At 64.7% G+C, this 19654-nt stretch carries 14 protein-coding genes; 3 read left to right on the top strand and 11 right to left on the bottom strand.

The features are described 5' to 3' along the window. Nucleotides 1-153 precede the first annotated feature (153 nt). Entirely contained in the window at nucleotides 154-1581 is a 1428-nt protein-coding gene (locus C1876_RS16500) for a response regulator transcription factor (protein WP_158544729.1), read from the bottom strand. Between the two features lie 260 nt (nucleotides 1582-1841). On the opposite strand from C1876_RS16500, the gene C1876_RS16495 reads away from it, so the two are divergent. After that, nucleotides 1842-3494, top strand: a complete 1653-nt coding sequence (locus C1876_RS16495; RefSeq protein ID WP_114547813.1) for an FAD-dependent oxidoreductase — start codon at nucleotides 1842-1844, stop codon at nucleotides 3492-3494. A gap of 56 nt (nucleotides 3495-3550) precedes the next feature. Here C1876_RS16495 and C1876_RS16490 read toward each other — a convergent pair whose 3' ends face one another. The 4 genes from C1876_RS16490 to C1876_RS16475 all read right to left on the bottom strand — a co-directional run bounded on the left by C1876_RS16490 (nucleotide 3551) and on the right by C1876_RS16475 (nucleotide 9660). Beyond that, on the bottom strand, nucleotides 3551-4840 hold the full coding sequence (locus C1876_RS16490) for an L-cysteine desulfidase family protein (RefSeq protein WP_114547812.1): 1290 nt from the start codon (nucleotides 4838-4840) through the stop codon (nucleotides 3551-3553). Between the two features lie 362 nt (nucleotides 4841-5202). Further along, nucleotides 5203-6093: a dimethyl sulfoxide reductase anchor subunit family protein gene (locus C1876_RS16485; protein WP_114547811.1), complete on the bottom strand. Its 891-nt coding sequence runs from the start codon at nucleotides 6091-6093 to the stop codon at nucleotides 5203-5205. Further along, nucleotides 6093-6707, bottom strand: coding sequence for a 4Fe-4S dicluster domain-containing protein (locus tag C1876_RS16480; protein ID WP_114547810.1), 615 nt, complete (start codon nucleotides 6705-6707; stop codon nucleotides 6093-6095). The genes C1876_RS16485 and C1876_RS16480 overlap by 1 nt, the downstream gene beginning before the upstream one ends. 1 nt (nucleotide 6708) lies before the next feature. Further along, nucleotides 6709-9660 carry a molybdopterin-containing oxidoreductase family protein gene (locus tag C1876_RS16475; RefSeq protein WP_114547809.1) on the bottom strand — a complete coding sequence of 984 codons (2952 nt, stop codon included), beginning with the start codon at nucleotides 9658-9660 and terminating at the stop codon, nucleotides 6709-6711. Between the two features lie 182 nt (nucleotides 9661-9842). On the opposite strand from C1876_RS16475, the gene C1876_RS16470 reads away from it, so the two are divergent. Continuing rightward, nucleotides 9843-11354 (top strand): helix-turn-helix domain-containing protein, encoded by a 1512-nt coding sequence (locus C1876_RS16470; RefSeq protein ID WP_158544728.1) that lies wholly within the window; start codon nucleotides 9843-9845, stop codon nucleotides 11352-11354. 160 nt (nucleotides 11355-11514) lie between these two features. Further along, complete coding sequence (locus tag C1876_RS16465; protein ID WP_114547807.1) at nucleotides 11515-13233, top strand: FAD-dependent oxidoreductase; 1719 nt, start codon at nucleotides 11515-11517, stop codon at nucleotides 13231-13233. Nucleotides 13234-13300: 67 nt separating this feature from the next. On the opposite strand, the gene C1876_RS16460 is transcribed toward C1876_RS16465, so the two are convergent. From C1876_RS16460 to C1876_RS16435, 6 genes are all read right to left on the bottom strand, one after another. Then, complete coding sequence (locus C1876_RS16460) at nucleotides 13301-14578, bottom strand: type II toxin-antitoxin system HipA family toxin (protein WP_114547806.1); 1278 nt, start codon at nucleotides 14576-14578, stop codon at nucleotides 13301-13303. Then, nucleotides 14575-14925: a helix-turn-helix domain-containing protein gene (locus C1876_RS16455; RefSeq protein WP_114547805.1), complete on the bottom strand. Its 351-nt coding sequence runs from the start codon at nucleotides 14923-14925 to the stop codon at nucleotides 14575-14577. The genes C1876_RS16460 and C1876_RS16455 overlap by 4 nt, the downstream gene beginning before the upstream one ends. Before the next feature lie 107 nt (nucleotides 14926-15032). Next, nucleotides 15033-16700: a helix-turn-helix transcriptional regulator gene (locus tag C1876_RS16450; RefSeq protein WP_244910189.1), complete on the bottom strand. Its 1668-nt coding sequence runs from the start codon at nucleotides 16698-16700 to the stop codon at nucleotides 15033-15035. Between the two features lie 157 nt (nucleotides 16701-16857). Continuing rightward, nucleotides 16858-17715 (bottom strand): hypothetical protein, encoded by an 858-nt coding sequence (locus tag C1876_RS16445; RefSeq protein WP_114547804.1) that lies wholly within the window; start codon nucleotides 17713-17715, stop codon nucleotides 16858-16860. A gap of 29 nt (nucleotides 17716-17744) precedes the next feature. After that, a complete protein-coding gene (locus C1876_RS16440) occupies nucleotides 17745-18938 on the bottom strand; it encodes a 4Fe-4S binding protein (RefSeq protein WP_114547803.1) in 1194 nt (397 codons plus the stop codon). A gap of 5 nt (nucleotides 18939-18943) precedes the next feature. Beyond that, the coding region (locus C1876_RS16435; protein WP_244910188.1) for a 4Fe-4S binding protein at nucleotides 18944-19654 on the bottom strand (711 nt) is incomplete at its 5' end.

The raw sequence follows: 19654 nt of genomic DNA, 5'->3' as shown, positions 1-19654 counted from the left end.
GCCGAAAGCCATGCGAACCAGCCCCCAACCCCGCGGGCGCAATCGGGGGGGGTGCCCCCGCTCCATGCGCCCGCCGAAAGCCATGCGGACCAGCCACCCGCCCGCGGGCGCAATCGGGGGCGCCATGCGAGGGGCGCTCGTGCGTTCTCCCCCTTACCTGCACATTCCGTTGACGAGGTCGATCACTTCTTGTTTGGCGTGTACGTCGAGCTTGCGGTACACCGCTTTGGCGTGCGAGTGAACCGTGTGTTCGGAGATAAACAGCGTCTCGCCGATCTTCTTCACGTTGTAGCCGAGCGATACGTAGTACAGCACATCCTGCTCGCGCTGCGTCATGCCGTGCCGCCGCGCGAGCTCCTGGCAAGCCGACTCGCGGTCCATCGCCGAGGGAGCCGGCTCGCGCGCGTACGTGACGGCATGCAGGTTCGTCCCCGAGCTGAAGAACAGCAGAAACGCCGCAAGCACCACGATGAGCAGAAAGCCCAGCACCGTCGCAAACGCGCCGACGGACGCGCTCGCGTCGATGTCGAACGCCTCAATCCACCACGGGGCGATAAAGTAGCTGAACACGCTGTTGAACACCATCGTGAGCAAGAACACGGCCCCGAACAGCGGCAGCGCGGGCAAATCGTCCTGGTAGACCACCACCAGCAGCACGACGAACACGAATATCTGCAAGCAGCGCATGATGGTGAACACGATGCTCATGCCCAGCACGGCGTCGGAGCTCCCGAACTGGAACGCGAAGAACAAACCCGCGAACAGCACCACCGTCAACCCCACGCCGAGGTACCAGAGCGAATTCTGCCCCATGCGCTTGTTGAGCGCCATGATCAGAAGCAACGCCATGAACACGAAGAGCACCGCGAAGGACAGGACGGTATCGCCCGTGAAATCGGCATCCTGATCGATGCAGTAAAACAGCGCGTGCATCATATTGATGACGAAGTACGCGACGAACAGCAGACCCCATCGCTTCACGGAGGGAGACTGCAGCACCGGATTGCACTCGCCCGGCTCGAAGGGGAACCGGCGAGCGAGAACGAACCAGCACCCGCTTGACAGCGGAATGCCCAGCACGGGAAGCAGGCGATAGAACCACGTATCGGCAATCCACGTGGGCGAGATGGCGTACCCCAGCGCCGCGCTCACCACCACGATGGAAACCGCCGTGCCCAACCCCAACCTGAACACAAGGCGCTTGAGCTCGAACACCCAGGCGAAGAAAAGCGCGGCGAACCCCACGGCATAGCACACGACGCACAGCAGCGTGAACGCCGCGAAGAACGGGCCTTCCCCGCTGCCCGACGTAACCACGATGCACACGCTGCCCGCAAGGGACAGCCCCGCTATCGCCGGCATCACGCGAGGGCGCGCGAGCAGGCGCACCACGGCGGACGACTTGAGCGCGGCAACCGCGATGACGGCGCCCACAACCACCAAAAACACCCCGAACCCGATAAGCGAATCGAACACCGAGATGTTCCCGAAAAACGTGACACGGAAGAAGAAATGCTGCAGGTATGGCCACATGAGCGCCAAGCCCGCCACCGCGCATGCTATTTGAAACCGTTTCCCCATTGCTGTTCCCCGTATGCGGTATCGAATTCCACTCCCCAACAATTCGACCATTATAACCGCCTCGCTCGTGAGCGAAACGGCGTTTCAAGCCTTTCACCCAAAACTGGGTAGACGAATTCACCCGCATTTCGACCCATCATCGCACCAGTTCACCCACGAGTTGGGAAGAGCGCGGCTACCCGGTGCGTCTATGCTGCAGCCATGCAAGCCGCAAGCGAACAGGCTCGCGGACAACACGACTCAGGGGCAAGGAGACCATCATGGAACGAAGCGCAACCACATCACGACGGGCATTTATCAAAGGGGCCGGCATCACCGCCGTAGGGGCCGCGTTGGTTGGCATCACCGGCTGCACGCCGAACCCACAGGCTTCGGCGCAGAGCACGAACAACGCTCAGGACGTGTCCTGGGATGAGGAATACGACGTCATCGTCGTCGGGGCAGGCCTTGCAGGCATGTCCGCGGCGGTCACCGTCGCCACCGAAGGAGACGGCGCAACGTGCCTGCTTCTCGAAAAGGGCGATTCGGAGCTCGGTGGCGGCAACAGTCCCTTCTCGTCGGGGAAGTGCCTATTCACCGACAATCTCGAGAACTTCACCGCCTATGTTAAGGAGTGTCGCGGCACCTTCGACAATACGCCTGACGACGTGCTTGAAGCCTACGCTCAGGGCGTCATCGAAAACCTCGACTGGGTACTCAGCTTGGGAGCCGACAAAAACGGGATGGAAATTGGCGTTCCGGGCCAGGTGAGCGAATCGCAAGCCGTGTGTTATCCGGAATACCCCGAGCTCCCCCACTCGGCCGGCCTTGCCGAATTCCATTGGCTCAAGGAGAACAGCGACGGCATCGGCCACGTGCAGCAGTTCATGTACTCGGTCAAGCAGCAGCACACCGACGCCATCACGCAGAAAACCAAAGCGCCGCTCACCGCGCTCGTGCAAGACCCCGCGACGAAGGCCGTGCTGGGCGCGGTGTACCAAGACGGCAGCAAAACCGTGTACGCGAAAGCAAATCGCGGCGTCATCATGGCGTGCGGCGGCTTCGAAAGCAACAAGACGATGATGCAGGACTACCTGTCGGCGCCTATCGCCTACCCGCGCGCAGGGCTGTACAACGAGGGCGACGGCATCACCATCTGCCAGAAGCTCGGAGCGGCCATGTGGCACATGAACAGCGTGGCCGGGTTCTGGACGAACATCCGAAAGCTCGACGACAGCAAGCAGGGCGCGTACTTCGGCATCGCGAAGGACAAGGGCATCACCGTCGGCGTGAGCGGCCGCCGCTTCTACATGGATTGGGACGCATGCGTGATCGGTCACGTGTACGAAGGCCAATCGGACCTGAGCATGAACGTGGGCTGCCGTCACGGGCACATGAACTTCGGCGGCGAGTGGAGTCATTTGCCCATGCCGGCGAAAAGCTGGTTCGTGTTCGACCAAACCGGCTACGAGGCGGGCGCGTTCAACGCAGGCGGCACCGACCCCATGGCAGGGGCAAACGGCGCCGACCCTGTGTCCGACGGGTTCGGCTGCCAGGCCGACACCCTCGAAGAGCTTGCCGTGCAGATGAACGTGCCCGTCGACGAGTTCTTGGAAACCGTGGCCACGTGGAACGAGTATTGCGAGAACGGCAAGGACCTGAGCTTCTTCCGTCCCTCCGAGTCGCTGACGCCCATCACCACTCCCCCGTTCTACGCCTGCAACTGCGCACCGGAATTCGTCAACACCGACGGCGGCCCGCAGCGCAGCGCGAAGGGCGAGATCATCGACCTCGACGGAAATCCCATCCCCAACCTGTACGCAGCGGGCGAGTTCGGCTCGGTGTGGAGCAACATGTACCAGGGCGCAGGCAACCTGGGCGAATGCATGGCTTTCGGCCGCATCTCCGCACGCTCCGCACTCGCGAACGCCTAGCGATTCGAACGCGCCGCATCCCCTTCCTCCAAACGGGATGCGGCGCTCTTCTGCCGTTAGGCTCCTAGCATGATTCTGATGATTTCGTCGTTGGTGGCGCGCATGCCGTCGCGGCCGAGACGGGCGATGCTGTCGATGGTGTTCTCCACGCCCTTCTTCACGATGCCGTCGCCGCCGTAGAACTGCTGGCCGTCGCGGTACATGACGTAGCCCATGATGCCGGCGTTCACCGAGAAGGCGATCTTGCCGGCACACGAGGGCTTCGCACCGTCGCACACCATGCCGGCGATGATGGACAGGGCGTTCACCACGGCATGGATGGCATCCTCGTAGCCGCCCCCGTCGAGGTACGCGATGCCCGCGCCGGCCGCCGCGCCGGCGCTCACGGCGCCGCAGAACGCCGACAGGCGCCCGATGCCCGTCTTCTGATGGATGGCGATGAGGTTCGACAGCACGAGCGCGCGGTAGAGTCGTTCCTCGCTCGACCCCAGATGGCGCGCGTACTCGATGAGCGGCACGGACACGGTGATGCCCTGGTTGCCGCTACCGGAGTTGATGACGACGGGCAGCTCGCAGCCGCTCATGCGCGCATCGGACGCCGCCGCAGCGCACGCACAAGCGCGCACCTTCACGTCGTCGCCGTAGGCCCCCAGCATGACGCTACCGATGTTCGCGCCCCAATCGCCGTCGAGCCCCTCCTGCGCGATGGCGCCGTTGCAGGCGATTTGCTGGTCAAGCAGCGCGCGGACGTCCTCGATGCGCACCGTCATGGCGAAATCCCAGATGCCCTCCATCGACAATACGCTGCGGTCGGTGAGGCCGTCGACCGCACCGGATTCCGCTTCCGCACCGCTGTCGCGTTGCACCTCGCCGTCGCGCTCCTCGCGCACGATGTTCGTGTGGTAGTCGACGATGCGCACGAGCGCGCTGCGGGCACCGTCGTCGGCGAAGACGCGCACCACGATGTCGAAGTCGAGGCCCGACTCCGAGCGCTCGACGGTGATGGGCGTGCTCGCCAGGTACGTGGCGATGCACTCGATGTCGTCGGTCGACACGTCGGCGATCACCTCGAGGCTGCGCTCGGCCTGCCCGGCCACGATGCCCGCAGCCGCGGCGGCCTCGATGCCCTTGAGCCCGCCGGTGTGCGGCACCACGACGCTCTTCGCGTTCTTGATGATGCTGCCGCTCGCTTCCACCTCGACGCGCATCGGCCGCGCTCCCAACAGCTCGCGGGCGCGCGCAGCGGCAAGCGCGATGGCGATGGGCTCGGTGCACCCCATCGCAGCGACGAGCTCTTCTTCGAGGATGGCCACGTACTGCCCGTAGCGGCTGTCGGTTTGCTCCATGGTTTCGCACCCTCCATCGTCGTCGTCCGCCCCAGCGGCCCGAACCCCACATCGCCCACCATGATAGCACCCGGATGTTCCCGGCACGAAGGCGATTCGCGTTTGCAAGGGGGTTGGGGAGCGAATCGTCTTCCTGCCGGGAGCAAAGAGAGGGATGGGGGCCTTGAGGGATGGAGGGCTCGCGGGCGCTATGGCGGAGCTGGGACTCCCCCCTGTTGCGCCCGCGGGGAGTCTTGAGAAACGGGAGGGGTTCCGCGGGCGCAGGGAGTAGGCGGGGTTCTCCACCTTGCGCCCGCAGGGAGACTTGCGGGATGGGAGGGACTCCGCGGGCGCAAGGTGGGGAGTAGGGGGCGGAGGGTCGCCTAGTAGAACATGAAGACGCTCAGACCCAGGTTGTAGAAGACCACGCGCAGGCAGACGGCGCCGATCAGCGCGGCGGCCAGGGCCACGGCTCCCCAGAGCTTCCAGTTGCCGGACTTGCGGCCGAGGAAGCAGGCGGCCAACGGGACGAGGGCGCCCACGGCCACGGCGCCCGCCCACAGCAGGGGCGCCTGGCCGGCCACCGTCGCGGCGGCGTCGGCCATGGCCTTGGTGGGGTGCGTCGGGTCGAAGTAGTAGCCGACGGTCGCGAAGGAGCCCGCGGAGAGCTGGAGGAAGGCGGCGAAGGCGGCGGCGGTCACGGCGTTGACGAGCGCGCCGGCCAGGGCGGGGGGACCTGCGGGGGCCGCGACGTCGGCCGCGCGCATGGCGGGTCGGTCCCCGGGCCGCACTGCGGCCAGGATGACGAGGAAGCTCACGGGTCCCAGGACGCAGGCCTCGCCGAGGACCGCCAGGATCCAGAGCACCGAGTCCCACGCCGGGCGGGCGGCCATGGTGTAGCTGTGGGCCATGACGGCCACCAGCACGACGGACATCGCGAGCGACAGCGCGGCCAGCCACTTCGGCACGCCGCTTCCCTTCCGCAGGAACACGAAGTACACGACCATCAGCGCGACCACCACCACGATGGCGATCAGCTCTTGCGTGATCCCGCTCGTCAGGTGGCCGAAGCCGTTGAATATCCTCTCCCAGTGCTGCAGGTGGAAGAACACCGCGATCCCGCCGGCGGCCAGCAGCACGACGGACGCCACCAGCGAGGCCATCTGCGCCCGCCCGCCGTCACCGCGCAGCGCCGCCAAGCTCTGCGCGCCGAACAACCCCGCGCTCCACGCGACCAGCACGGTGAACAGGATCAAGGGCCATTGGAGTTCCATTATTCCTCCCCTCCTCGCCACGTCATGCGACGCAGGATGTATCGACCCTCGGGGCCATTGCCCACGTCGGGCAGCGTATGCACGTCAGCTTCCGTAAAGGGTTCGCAGAACGCGCCCAGCGTCTCGCCGCGCGCGCCGCGGAACGACTCCAAGCCCTCGTCGAGGTCGCCGAACCATCGGGCCATACCGCCGCACTGAGACACGCACTGCGGCAGCTCGCCCTGCGCGATCTTCTGCTCGCACAGCGTGCACTTCTCCACGACGCGCTCTTCCTCGTTCAAATACCGCACCCCATACGGGCAGCTCATAGCGCAGAACTGGCAGCCGATGCACTTCGACTTGTCAATCTGCACGGTGCCGTCCTCCAACTTGTGCGAGGCGCCCGTCGGGCACACCTTCACACACTCGGGATCGGCGCAGTGCTGGCACGAGATGGTGAGGTAGTAGTTGTCGATATCGGGCCAATTCTGGCCTCCGGCGGAGGGGTTGGTGATGCGCAGCGTCTTGTTCCAGAAGCTGCCTACCGGCACCCCGTTCACCACCTTGCACGCCACCGAGCAGGCAAGACAGCCCACGCAGCGGTTCACGTCGGTGACGATCGCGTACTGAGTCATGCTAGGCCTCCTTTCGAATCTCGTAGTTGGGCAGCCAGGCCTTCAAACGATCGTCGGACGAGTCGAAGATGATCTCGGTGCCGTCGACACCGCACGGCACCGGATTTCCGAACGGCGAGTTCTCCGGCGTGGCTTTGTACACCTTCACGTTGTACGCGCGCAGATAAGATGCGCCGCAGAGAGGGTCCTGCTCATCCCCGTCCACAAGGCAGTTGATCGTGCACAGGTCGAAACCGCCGCCAGCCTGGTTCAGCTCGGGGAACCACCACTGATGCTCGGCGTTCACCACGCCCGGCTCGATGCCGTAGTACAAATCGGCCGTCTGGCGCACCTTGCCGTTGGGGCTCTCGATCCACACCCAGTCGCCCTGCTCGATGCCCAGCTTCTGCGCGTCGTCAGGGTTGATCTCCATGCGCGGCGCCGGCCACAGCTCACGGCACCACGGCAGTTGCCGGTGCTCGGAGTGGAAGTACACGGGAATGCGGCGCCCTGTGGTCATGAGGAAGGGCCACTCGTCCTTCACCGAGGGGTCGCCCAGCTCGTTATGCGCCGCCGGCTCCCACGAGGGCAGGTTGAACTTCCCCTCGGACTCGTAGGTTTCCAGCGCCGTGGACCAGATTTCCATCTTGCGCGTGGGGGTGGACATACCCTTCATCGGGTTGCCTGCCGGCGTGACCAGGCCCGGCTTTGAGCACATACCCGTCTCGTATCGACGGTACGTGCCCCAGGTTTCCGGCGCAATCTCACGGCAGTCCCACCAGCCGTGCTCCTGGAAGGCTTCCTTGTACTCGGCCCAGGTCATGCCCATCGGCGCCACCACCTTGTCGAACAGCTGCTCGCTCGTAGGATACGTGCAACCCTCGGGCAGACCGAACGACACGGGGTCGTCGGCGTAGGGCACACCCATGGCCTTGTACACATCGGTGACGATGTCCACGTCGAATTTGCAGTCGCCCGGCGGTTCGATGGCCCGGCAGTTCGCGCCCTGCGCGCCCGTCGAACCCTGCGAGATACGGGGGCAATCCACTTCCAACCAGTGATACACCGGCAGCAGGATGTCGGCCGCGCCGGCCGCGGGGGTCTTCCACAAATCCTGTACCACGAAGAAGTCGAGCGCGTTCAAAGCTTCCCAATACTTCGTCGAGTTGCCTTGGTTCATGAAGCCCGAAGCCTCGCACAAACCGCCACGCACCGGGTACGGGTCGCCCGTGAGGATGGCGTCCTGCACCGCGTTCGCGTCGGCCCACTGCTGCCACCACGACAGCGTGGGAATCTTCTCATGGCCGAGGATCTTGTCGTGGAACGTCGTGAAGTCCACGCCCTCGAAGTGCCCGGTCACAATCGTGGGTTGCGCGTCCTCAGCACCCGAGAACGTGCCGCACGTAGGGCCGCGATTGCCGGCTGGCGTGTCCCAGTTGCCCGTGATGCCCACCAGCGTGTCGAAGATGCGGTTGTTCTGGATGGCGTTGCAGGCGTGCTCGGGGGCAAGGCCGTACTGCAAGCCGCCGTTGCCGTAGCCGGTGGATGGGTCGAGGGGCGTGGCCCACGTCTTCGCCATGCGCTCGATGTCCTCGGCGGCAACGCCCGTGATCTCGGCGGCCTTCTCGGGCGTGAAGTTCTGCGTGTACTCGGCGAAATGGTCCCACACCGGGCGCGCCTTGTACGTGGCGCCATCGGCCAGCTCCACATCGAAGGTGCCGCGCAACGCCGGGTCGATCTCGGGGTTGAAGGGGCTTTCCTTCGCGATGCGGCCGGGAACCGTGCCCTTCGGCAGGTTCGGCTGCGGATTGTCGTAGAACTCGTTCCACACCTCGTCGGGCTCGCCCTCCCACAGGCCGGTTTCGGCATCGAAGTAGGTGAGGTGGCCGGACGGGTCGTTGTCGTGCAGCGGATGGGCGTCGTCGGTGCCGGCCAATTCGTCCCACACCATGTAGCGGGCCACGCTGCCGCTCTCTTTGAGGTCGCCTTCCTTCAGCAGGCGCGTGCGCATGGGCTTGAGCTCCGACCAGGCGATCGTATTCACCAGCGGGCCGCCCGAGGGCTCCATACCGTCCACCACCAGGAAGGGCGCGTTGGTCCAACGCTTCACGAACAAGTCTTTGAACAGGTTGTTCTCGATGATGACGTTCGCCCAGGACAGTGCCAGCGCGCCGTCGGTGCCGGGCCGCAGGTGCGCCCAGGTGTCGGCCTCGTGGTTGAGGCCCGTGCGGCGCGGGTCGATGGAGATGTACTCGTCGGCCGTGTTCGCCAAGTCGACGGTAGTGCGACAGCTCTCGTCGTAGTTGGAGATTTCCGTCGCCGTGCCCCACTGCACGAACACGCGGGGGCGGTCGGTGGTGGCCATCCACGAGTAGGCGAATTCCGACTGCATCTGGGTTGCCATGTGGCGCGGACCCTTGCAGATCTGCCACGCGGTCACCGCGTTCGGGCTGCCCACGAGCTGCAGCCAGCCGGCGTAGGCGTGCTGCGTCCAGATGCGCGACGTGCCGCCCATGAAGAACATCGACTCGCCACCGTACTTGTCGATGAGCTCCTGGAACTTCTCGGCGATGGTCGCGTACGCCTCATCCCACGAGATGCGCACCCAACCCGGATCGGTCTCCCCTTTGGGATTCGTGCGCTTCAAGGGGTGGTACAGGCGATCGGGATGGTACGCCGCCTGGATGGACGACTGCGACTTCGTGCAGCAGTTCCCCATGGAGTGGAACGCGGTTTCGGCATCCCCCTCCACTTTGATGGCGCGCCCGTCCCTCACGGTTACCAGCACGCCGCACTCGTTCTTTCCGCACGCTCGACAGCAGGTGCGCACCACCTTCACGTCGGACGACGCCGACGCACCGCCATCCCCTGTCTCGGCAAGAGCTTGGTGCGGCGCCGTCGCCAGCCCCGCAGCCGCCCCGACAACGGCTGCGAGCTTCACAAAGCTGCGCCGCGTCAAAAGCGATGTTGCCATACTTCCTCCTAGCCTCGTCCTCAATGACCCGCCGCCTTCGCATTGATCGAACGGCGAGCGAGGCTATAATAGGCAGGCAGCACAGGCCGCCGCCACGCGCGTTTCTTACGGTTTTCGCACCGAGCGACCGAAAATCACCCATAAGAACCTTATGGGCACCGGGGAATAAAAGAGGGGGAATTGTGGATAACACCAGGTCAACAGCTACCGGTCCCTCATACGACCCCCTGTCTCCGCTGCAGACCATCCGCCCCGACCTCCTAGGGTTCGTCTTTCACCTCTCCTGGCTGTACCTGCTGTTCTACAGCAGCGCCGTGGACAGCGGCAGGCCGTTCGGCGGAGCCGACACCACCGATATCATCTACCTTTCGTCGGCCGTCGCGCTCGCCCTCACGCTGTTCGTGGGCGCGATCCGCACCAAAGCGTTCATGCGCGTTGCCGAAAGCAAGCCCTGCGCCCTCCTCGCGCCTGCCGTCACGGCGCTCGGAACGCTGCTCTACTGCATGCAGCTGATTGTCCCGTCCCTCGCGCTCGTCATCTGCGGCGGCATCCTCACCGGAGCGGGCTCGTCGGTGCTTGCCGCACGATGGGCTTCGGTATTCGGCAACGTGGGCTCGCGCGTGGTCATTGCGAACTTCCCCACCATCCTCGTGGTCATCGTGGCCATCTGCGTCAGCATCGGGTACCTTCCGCACGAGCTGTGTTTGGCGCTGCTCGTGCTGCTTCCGCTGTGCTCGGGAGGCGCGCTGCAGTTCGCACGACGCTACCAGCGCAGCCGGGAAGCTCATGTTGAGCGGCGACACGACGCCGACGGGACGCGGCGGCGCGCGCACTATGCGCCGCTGATTGCGCTCGTGGGTCTCATCGGGTTCACCGTGGCGCTCCTGCCTTCGTTCGAGGTGTCGGGCGCTAATTACGGGCTGCTGTTCTACCTGATCGCCGCCGTCTTGGTGCTAGGGTTCGTGGGCACGACCATCTTCTTGGCCGACCGGCGCAGCTTCCCCGTCCTGTTCCTGGCCCCCCTTGCGATGCTCGCGCTCATCCTGTTGCCGTTCGCGCAGTATTCGACTGAAACGCTCGGCGACGCGTTCTATCCCGTGGGCAATATCGCGTTCGAGCTGCTGCTGTTGTTCGGCACCGTCCTGTTCGCGCAAGCCACCGACCGTTCGCCGGCGAAGACGTTCATGATCGGACGCATCACGCTGGCCCTGTTTGACATGGCGGGCTCGTTTCTGGGGCAGCACCTCGTGCACCTGGGCGATGCCACCATCCTCGTGCAGCTCTCGGGCGTCTGCCTGTTCGCCGCCTCCGAGTTGCTGCTGCTGGCGCTCGTGGTGAGCTATCTGGGGCATAGCAGGCGGTCGCTCGGGGGAGCGTCGGCGAAAGCGGGCGCGGCTACGACGCCCGCAGCGCCCGTCGTAGCCGCGAAGGCCGTGGATGCCGCCGTGCCGCGACGCAACGAGGTGCTCGCGCGCATCGCCGATCGCTTCGCCCTCTCCGAACGCGAGCGCGACGTGTTCGTGCTGCTTGCCGAGGGACGAAGCGCCGCACGCATTCAGGAAGACCTCTGCATCGCCGCCGGAACGGTAAACTACCACACCCGCAACATCTTCCAAAAGCTCGGCGTGCACAGCCGCCAGGAAATCATCGACCTCGTGCACGACGAGGCAGCCACCGCGCGCAACGCGGACTAGATTCGTCCATCTATCAGGCGCTTCTTCTTTCTCCCCCGTTTTCGGGTATCTTCGGCGTTTCGCCAGAACACGGGCGGAGATACCCGGTTCCACGCGATGACGCGGCGTCGGCGGCCGCGTAGGATGCAGGGCGTTGATATCGCACTCAGGAGGAGGAATCATGGGAGAACACACCATCAGCCGCCGCAACTTCTTGGCGGGACTTACCGCAACCGGCGCGCTGGCCGCCGCAGGAGCGCTCGCCGGATGCGCGCCGCAGGCTCAGGGCGAGGCGTCGGCGAAGAGCAACGACAAGGGCGCCGCGCAAAGCTCGTGGCGTGACAAGCCCGAGATGCCCACCGACATCGCCGAGACGCTTGAGGCCAATCTCGTGGTGGTGGGCGCCGGCAACGGCGGCCTCGTGGCGGCCACGACGGCCGCGCAGAACGGCGCGAAGGTCATCGTGCTGGAGAAGGGCGGCAATATCGCGTCGGCGCGCGAGGCCATCGGCGCGCTCAACTCCGCGCTCGAGCCCGACCACATCGAGGACGTCCCCACCCTGCTGAACCACGCGAACCAAACGCAGGCGGGCGACGCGAACATGCTCATGTACAAGACATGGGCCGAGAAGTCCGGCGAGATGATCGAATGGATGAAGGAGACGCTCGAGCCCAAGGGCATGCTGTTCCCGTTCGAGTGGCACAAGCCCGACGATCCGCACGCCTACTACCCGGCCATGTGCTACAACCCCTGCCTGGACGAGTACAACCCCGACGGCCCGAACTACGGCGCCTACGCGCACCTCGAGGTGATGAACGAAGTGCTGGGCGAACTGGGCGGCGAAGTGCTGTTCATGACGCCCGCGAAGATGCTCGTGCAGGACGATTCCGGCAAGGTGACCGGCGTCATCGCCGAGTCGAAGGACAAGGGCACCATCCAGGTGAACGCGAAGAACGGCGTGATCGTGTGCACCGGCGGCTACGGCGCGAACGACGAGATGCTGCAGGACCTGTGCCCCGGCAACTCGAACTGGTGCGCGCTGCGCGACAGCGTGACCGAAGAGGGCGACGGCATCCGCATGGCGCTCTGGGCCGGCGCGGAGCTCGAGGCCGGCGGCGCGTGCATGATCTGGAACCGCGCCATCCTTCCCGACGATTACGAATTCGACGGCTCCTACCAGGGCGGCGACATCTTCCTGCCCGGTAGCCAGCCCTTCCTGCACGTGAACGCCAACGGCGAGCGCTTCATGAACGAAGACCAGTGCTACCCCATGAGCTACGCGGGCGGCGCGAACCAACCCGGCCACTTCTCGTGGATCGTGTGGGACGGCAGCTACTACGAGGACATCGAGCAGTTCGACACGGGCGGATGCTCGCGCCTGTTCCCTGCCCCGTCGGGCACCGCGTTCAACGCCGACGTGTATGACTGCGAGGCTATTTCGAAGGAGCACCTCGACTCGTTCTGGCTCGAGCCGCGCATCGAGAACGGCTCGCTCAAGAAGTGCGACACCCTCGACGAGCTGGCGCGCGCCATGTCGTTCGACGCGGATCAGACCGCTGCGTTCAAGGCCACCATCGAACGGTACAACAGCCTGGTCGCGGCCGGCGAGGACACCGACTTCGGCAAGCCGGCCTATCGCATGAGCGCCGTCGACGAGCCGCCCTTCTACGCTGCCCGCATCGGCGGCGAGCTGCTGGTCACCATCCATGGCGTGATCACGAACACCGATTCCCAGCCGCTGCGCAAAGACGGCAGCGTCATCGAAGGCCTCTACGTGTGCGGCAACGACCAGGGCGGATTCTACCCCCACAACTACCCCAGCAACTTCACGGGCATCAACGCGGGCCGCACGGCCACGTTCGGCCGCATCGCCGCCAAGCACGCCCTCGGCGTAGCGTAAGCGCCAACGACCAACCGACCACCCTCCCTCCCTTGCAGAAAGGCCCCTTCGGGGCCTTTCTCAGTGTTCAGAGCTTGGCAAGCGTCGCGCTGCACAAATGTTCAACGGGCTTGAGAAGATGACGCTTCAGCTCGTCCGCACCCTCGCAATTCGCAAGATCATCAAGCGCCCGACCGAGTTCGCCCGGTATGCTTTTCGCGAGGCGTGCCAAGATCTCGATGCATTCATCACCATCCAAACCGAACTTTTCCAACTCGTTCGCCTCGACGAATCGACGAACATGATGGGGACCGAGCTTGCCAACCAGGTTTTCGCCCCCAATGCTCATAGCAACTTTGATGCGTTCCTTCGGCAACCGGTACGGAAACGCCGACGCAACGTCGTACAACGGAGCCAACACTGCTTGGCCCTCCATTCCCAAAAGCACCGAATAGTTTTTCGCATGAGCATCGGGAGCGCCAATAAGATAGTTGAAGAACAGCATCTCAACGAAACGCTGCACATTAGCATTGGCATACGCACCTGTTTTGCCGAGCACGCCGAGTACGGCAGAAGCGCTCGGGCCACCGTATTCGGCGTACTTGTTTTCGGGCAGCACGTTCAAAATCTGGCAGAAATCCTCCTGATGGAGACGAACAACCTCGCTCCGCTCATCGACGACACGATCATAGCGCTCGACCACAATGGCAGGCTCGTCGCCGAAGAATCGGTATTCGACGTTCGCCGTAGCCACTCCGCATGCCGAGGCAGTGCGCATGCAAACACATTCGTTGAGAGCCTGGAAGCTCAAATGTCCGATCCCCGGCTTGAGGATATGCGTTGTTGCAGCTGCGCCCAGGCACCGAAACCATGCGCCATCTTTGAATCGCAAAGCAAATTTCGATTGCTGCCCGCCTAGCGACCAATGTTCTCGTTCGTCCATCCAGGATGCTTCAAAACGCTCCCGGCCTTGCTTCAAACGACGCGCTATCTCGTGCTCCGTTATCGGTTCAAGTCCTCCGAAGCGTCCCATCAGCGTTTCCTCCACCGCTTTGTCAAGGCAGAAGCGCACCGCACCCGGACATTCGAGCCCCACATGCTCAAGCAGCGCGAACGGGTTGTTTCCCGACACGCCGAATTCCCTGCCCATGCTCTGACGCACGGCGGCATCGTCGGGAAGCAGCCCAAACAGGAAGGGGCGGACGCGCTTGTCTCCATAGACGCGGTTCGAAACGGGCATGGATAAAGACAAGGGCGCACCTTGATAATCGCGTTCGTATTCGAACGACAGCTTTCCGCTTTCGCGTTGCTCGAGCGTTCCGGCGACACGACCCGCCAGCAGCACCTTGAGCGCACGGGCCCTCATGCAATCGGCCTCCCGAGATTCTCAACCATATGCTCGAATGCATGGACATAGCTTTCTTTGTCGTCCGCGAAACGGTTCTCGGACAGCAAACTCGGACGGTCCCTTTCCGACTGTTCGGCAGACTCATCGTATTCCTCAACCGATATCGAAATCGTCATGCCGAGCGCGGTGAATACACGGCAAAGCGTATCTATGCGAACACCCGGGGATTCCCCCAATTCAAGCGAAACAAGGTAACGCCGCGAAGTTCCCGTCATCTGCGACAACATGCTTTGCGTGAGGCCCAGGGCCTTGCGACGCTTGCGTATGAGACGCCCCACTTCTCTGGCAAATACTTCGCTATCCATCACCTACCGCCTTCGCTTGATGTGCATTATTCTGCACTTCAGTATATGCGCAAAACTTTGCACATGCAACGATGTGCAAAGTTTTGCGCATAATTGGCAGGGAACGGTTAGTGTACGAGGTCGATGAGTTCTTGGCGGGTGTGGACGTCGAGCTTCGCGTAGACGTGCTTGGCGTGGGTGGCGGCCGTCTCCTTCGAGATGACCAGGGCGTCGCGCACGTACGGGATGGAGCGCCCGCGGGCCAGGAGGTCGAACACCTCGGTCTCGCGCGGGGTGAGACCGCCGTCGCGCGCGAGCGTCTGGATGCGTGCGGTGAGGTCATCGATCTCCGCTGCGGTTGCGACGGGTTCGCCTTGCGGGGTCGTCGCCGCCGCTGTCGCCGTCATGGTCATCGGCGAGGCGTCGCGCTGTCGCTCGGTATCGTCCTGGCGCGCGGCGAACGCGAACGTCGTGCTGTCGTTGAGCACGAACATGGTGGCTCCCACCAGCAGCGCCACGGACACGGCAACCACCTGATCGAGCGAGAACGCGCCCGCCGCGATGCCCGCGTCCACCAGCACGAGCGCCACGACGCCCAGCAGGTCGCCGAGATGCACGAAAATCCATCCCAAGCCGTACGACTGCACCGGCGTTGCTGCGCCTTGCACGGCGTAGCGCGCGAAGAACATTTGCGTGATCAGGCAGAACGCGAAGCGCGCAGCAATGGCCACCACGTAAGCCACGTACGCTCCCGTGCCGTCGCCGAAGATGATGAACGCGGCGAAGCCCACCACGAGCGCCGGGCACATCCACCGGTAGAGGAACGACAGCGACACGCGACGCGGCCCCGCCGTTGCCGACAACCCCACCACCAGCATGAACGCGATGCTCACGACGAGCGCCACCTGCGAAGCTTCCGTGTTCTGCGCCGAGCCCGACCAGAACGACCCCTCCAAACACACGAACAGGCACGCCGCGAGAATGCCGAACCCGGCGCGCCCCATGGACACGAGCACGCGCGACAACCCCGCCCGCGCGCTGTCGTGAGCTTCCGCGAACGCGCGCTGCTCGGCCGCCCCGCGGTACTCGGCCGTGGCCGCGCGCCCTTGAGCGTCACGCCACGACAGCAGCAAGCACAAGCCCGACAACAGGGGAAACACCGTGACCACCACAAGCGCCATCCACCCCTGCATCGACGACACCACCAGCACGAGCACCGCCGCCAGCACGGCCGACGTCGGCGCGAGGAACTCCACTTCCTCCTGCGTGACCTTCGCGTAGTACTCGCCCCACATGACCCACATGAAGCCGCTGCCGAATCCGGTGAGCACCGCGCCCAGCACGAACAGCGCCACCGTCGCGCCGAAATCGCCCAACTCGCAGAACAGCAGCGGCGTGGAAATGGCCGTGGCCAACGGCGCGAGCCAGAACAGCGCCGCATGCTGCGTGGGCGAGCCCAACCGCTTCTCCAACACGACGATCAGCACGAGCATGACCACCGACATGGACACGGGCAGCCCCGTGAAGAACAGGTCCCATCCGGCACCCGTCGCCAGCGACGCGCCCTTCGCGCCGGTGTAGCCGCTCACCGTGTTGGTGTAGAACACGCAGAACACCCAGGCCAGCAGAAACGCCCAGCCCAAACGCCTGAGCGGCGTGAAGCGCTCAACCGCTGCGATCAGCGATCGTTCACGCCGCCCATCCCGCGTCTCGTCGGCCATCGCCCGTCCCTTCCCCTCGCTCTCGTCCGAGCATTTGTACCACACCGCCCGAAGAATGGCAAAGAGCTTCCCCATCCTCTCCTTGGGCGCAGGGAAAGACATGCGTCCCACACGTCTTCCTCCGCGCCCAAGGAGAGGGATGCGCGGGGACAGGAGGGCTGGGCTAAAGATGGGGTCCAGAACTCGGAGAGATGAGCGAACGGATGTTTCACGTGAAACATCCGACTACGCCCTACCCCGCGGCGCGCATGACGAGGCGCTTGGTCTCTTCGCGGTAGGAGGGGCGCATGAGATAGTAGGCGTAGGCCTCGAGCACGGTTTGGAAGGCCACGCCGCGGCCGACGATTTTGAAGTACCCGATGCCGTAACGTTCATGCAAACGGCGCACCTCGTCGTCGGTGAAGATGACGGGATGGCCGGGCTCGTGGTCGAAGAAATCGGCACGCTTCGCCACGCATTCGAAGGGGCGCATGGAGCCGCTCATCTGATCCTCGCTGTTGCGCAGGTAGTGCTCTTGCCGGTGCGGGCACCCCTGCACGCAGAACTCGTTGACCATGACCTCCACCTTGCTGGGGTCCTCGATTGCCTCGAGAAACGCCGGGTCCTTATGGCGGTTGTAGTCGAGCACCACGTAGTCGTAGCGCTTCGTCATGCGGTTGAGCTCGGCGACGTCCGCCAGGGCGCGCGTGGTGGACAGCACGCAGCGCATACCGTAGCGCTCGCGCACGTAATCGGCCACGACGTCGGCGTACACGATGGCTTCGGTCCCGTAGCGGCTGGCCGTCGACAGAATGGCGTTGAGGTACTCGTCGTGCAGGTCGGCGTCGGTGGCCAGCATGTTCGTCAGCGTGAGGCGCGCCTTCACGCCCTCTTCGGCCAGCAGGGCGAACGTCTCTTCCATCTGCGCCTGCGCAGTGCGCTCGCGCAGAAACGCGCGGCCGCCGTTGAGGTTGCAAGCCGGAAAGCACCCGTACACGCTGTCGATGCGCACGCCGTCCTGAAACCAGTCCGGCCGCTGCGCCTGCAAACGGACGAAGAACAGGTTGAGCCCAAGTCCCACCGTAAAGTCCGGCAGCGTGTAGTTGATCATGTGCGCTTCTCCTTCGCCGTGCACGTCTTCTAGAACATGCACATTTCCAGATCCTCGCCCAATGTTGCGTGCAGCTTGTCGTACATGGACGACGGCTTGTTCGGCTTCCATACAGGCTTCTCCATCGCGTAGCACACCGCCTCCTTGCCCATGAACTGCTTGATGGGCACCGTGCTGCTCACCGTGATGGCGCTCTCGGGGCATATGCGCTCGCACAGGCGGCACTGCATGCACGCGCTCGGGCGATGCACGATGCCGAACACCCCGTCCTCGTCGAGCTTCCTGATGGCGGCCGTCGGGCAGAACACCGCGCACATGCGGCACGAGCTGCACGCCTCGGCGTCGATGGACACCGCACCTATCACGCGCGAATCCACCTCGTCGGCGACGGGCTGACCGACATGCTGCAGATAATTGTACAACCGCACACGGCGCGAGGGAACGAAATGCGACAGCGTGCCATCCTGACCAACCTTGCGGTAGGCGGCCGGCACCGGCTCCTGTTGCCCCAGATGAGCAGCGAGCTCCTGCGACACCGCGGCGGATGCCGCCTGCTTCGTGGTGTCCTTCGCCGCGTGCAGAAAGTCTCGTCGCGACACGCCGTCGCCCGCCGCGCCCGCGCCACCTGGCGTTTGCACATGAGCGGGGAACGCGTCGGTCACCGTCACGGGCATGGTGCTGCCGAAGGCGCGCAGCATGTTCGACGCGCTTGCGGCAACCTCGCGCATGAGCGCGCCGCCGGGCGCGTGCGGGCACTCCTCGCACGCGCCGCATACGAGCGTGACGTCGAAGGCCTTGTACGCCGCAACGCCCACGAGCAGCGACTCGTCTACGCGGCCGAGGCACGGCACCTCCACGAGGCGCCCGGCGTCGGGCTCTTCGCCAGCCGCGCGCAACGCCGTTTCGCAGGCGATGGCGGGATGGCCCTTCGTCGCCACGATGGAGCGTTTCACGGCCGCCGTCAGCTCTTCGTCCGACGGCTTCTTGATCTCGATAGCGCAGGTGGGACACGCGGTCGCGCAGCTGCCGCACCCGATGCAGTTGTCGGGCTCCACGTGCAGATCGTTGTCGCGATACGTGATGGCGCCCGACGTGCACGCCTCGGCGCAGCGCAGGCAATCGGCGTTGCGGTTGCGCACCGAGATGCAGCGCTCGTCGTGCACGGCCAGCGCGTCGCTCTCGATGGCGCCCAGCATGGCCAGCAGTCCGTCTACCAACGACATGCCGCTCACCCTCTTTCAGGAGTTTCGTCGGCGTCGATGGTCTCGACGGCCGACGCGGTGGTCTTCTTCGGCAGCAGCGGGAACGTGATGGCGCCCTCAGGGCACACGTCGGCGCACGCGCGGCACTTGCTGCAGTCGTTGAGCGTGGTCTCGCCCGCCGCGATGTCGTGCAGGTTGATGCCCTCGGGGCAGGCCTTCTCGCACAGGTTGCACGCCTTGCCGCGACCCTCGCGCAGGCACGTCTCGGCATTCACCTGGGGCTGAAACGTACGATTGAGCCCGCTGAACAGCGAGAGCAGCGCGCCGAGGGGGCAGAAGCGCTTGCACCACTTCGGCAAAAGCAGCACCTCCACCGCGATGATGGCCACGAACGCCACGATGGTCCACGTGGCCTCGCCGAACGCGAACAGGCGCATACCCAGCAGCACGGTGGCGAACGTCAAACCCACGGGGCAGATGAGGCAGAACACCGGGAACCCGAAAATGAGCGTGGAGCCCAGCGCAGCCGCAAGAATGCCGTGACGGCTGTCGAGCTTGATGCCGCTGTTCTTGCCGCAAGGAGAAGCGCAGGTGGAGCAGGGGGAGACCGGGGATACTCCCTCTTGCGCCGCGCGAAGGGCTTGGGTGGAGCAACCGGGGATACCCTCCTCTTGCGCCGCGCGAGAGGCTCGCGGGGCGGCGGGGTCGTCCGCGGCGCCATGAAGGGGGGCACGGGT

Origin of the sequence: Eggerthella sinensis (genome assembly GCF_003339815.1) — a bacterium.
GTDB lineage: Bacteria > Actinomycetota > Coriobacteriia > Coriobacteriales > Eggerthellaceae > Eggerthella > Eggerthella sinensis.
Note: the sequence above shows the minus strand (reverse complement) of the source record. Positions and strands in the feature narration are given on the sequence as shown.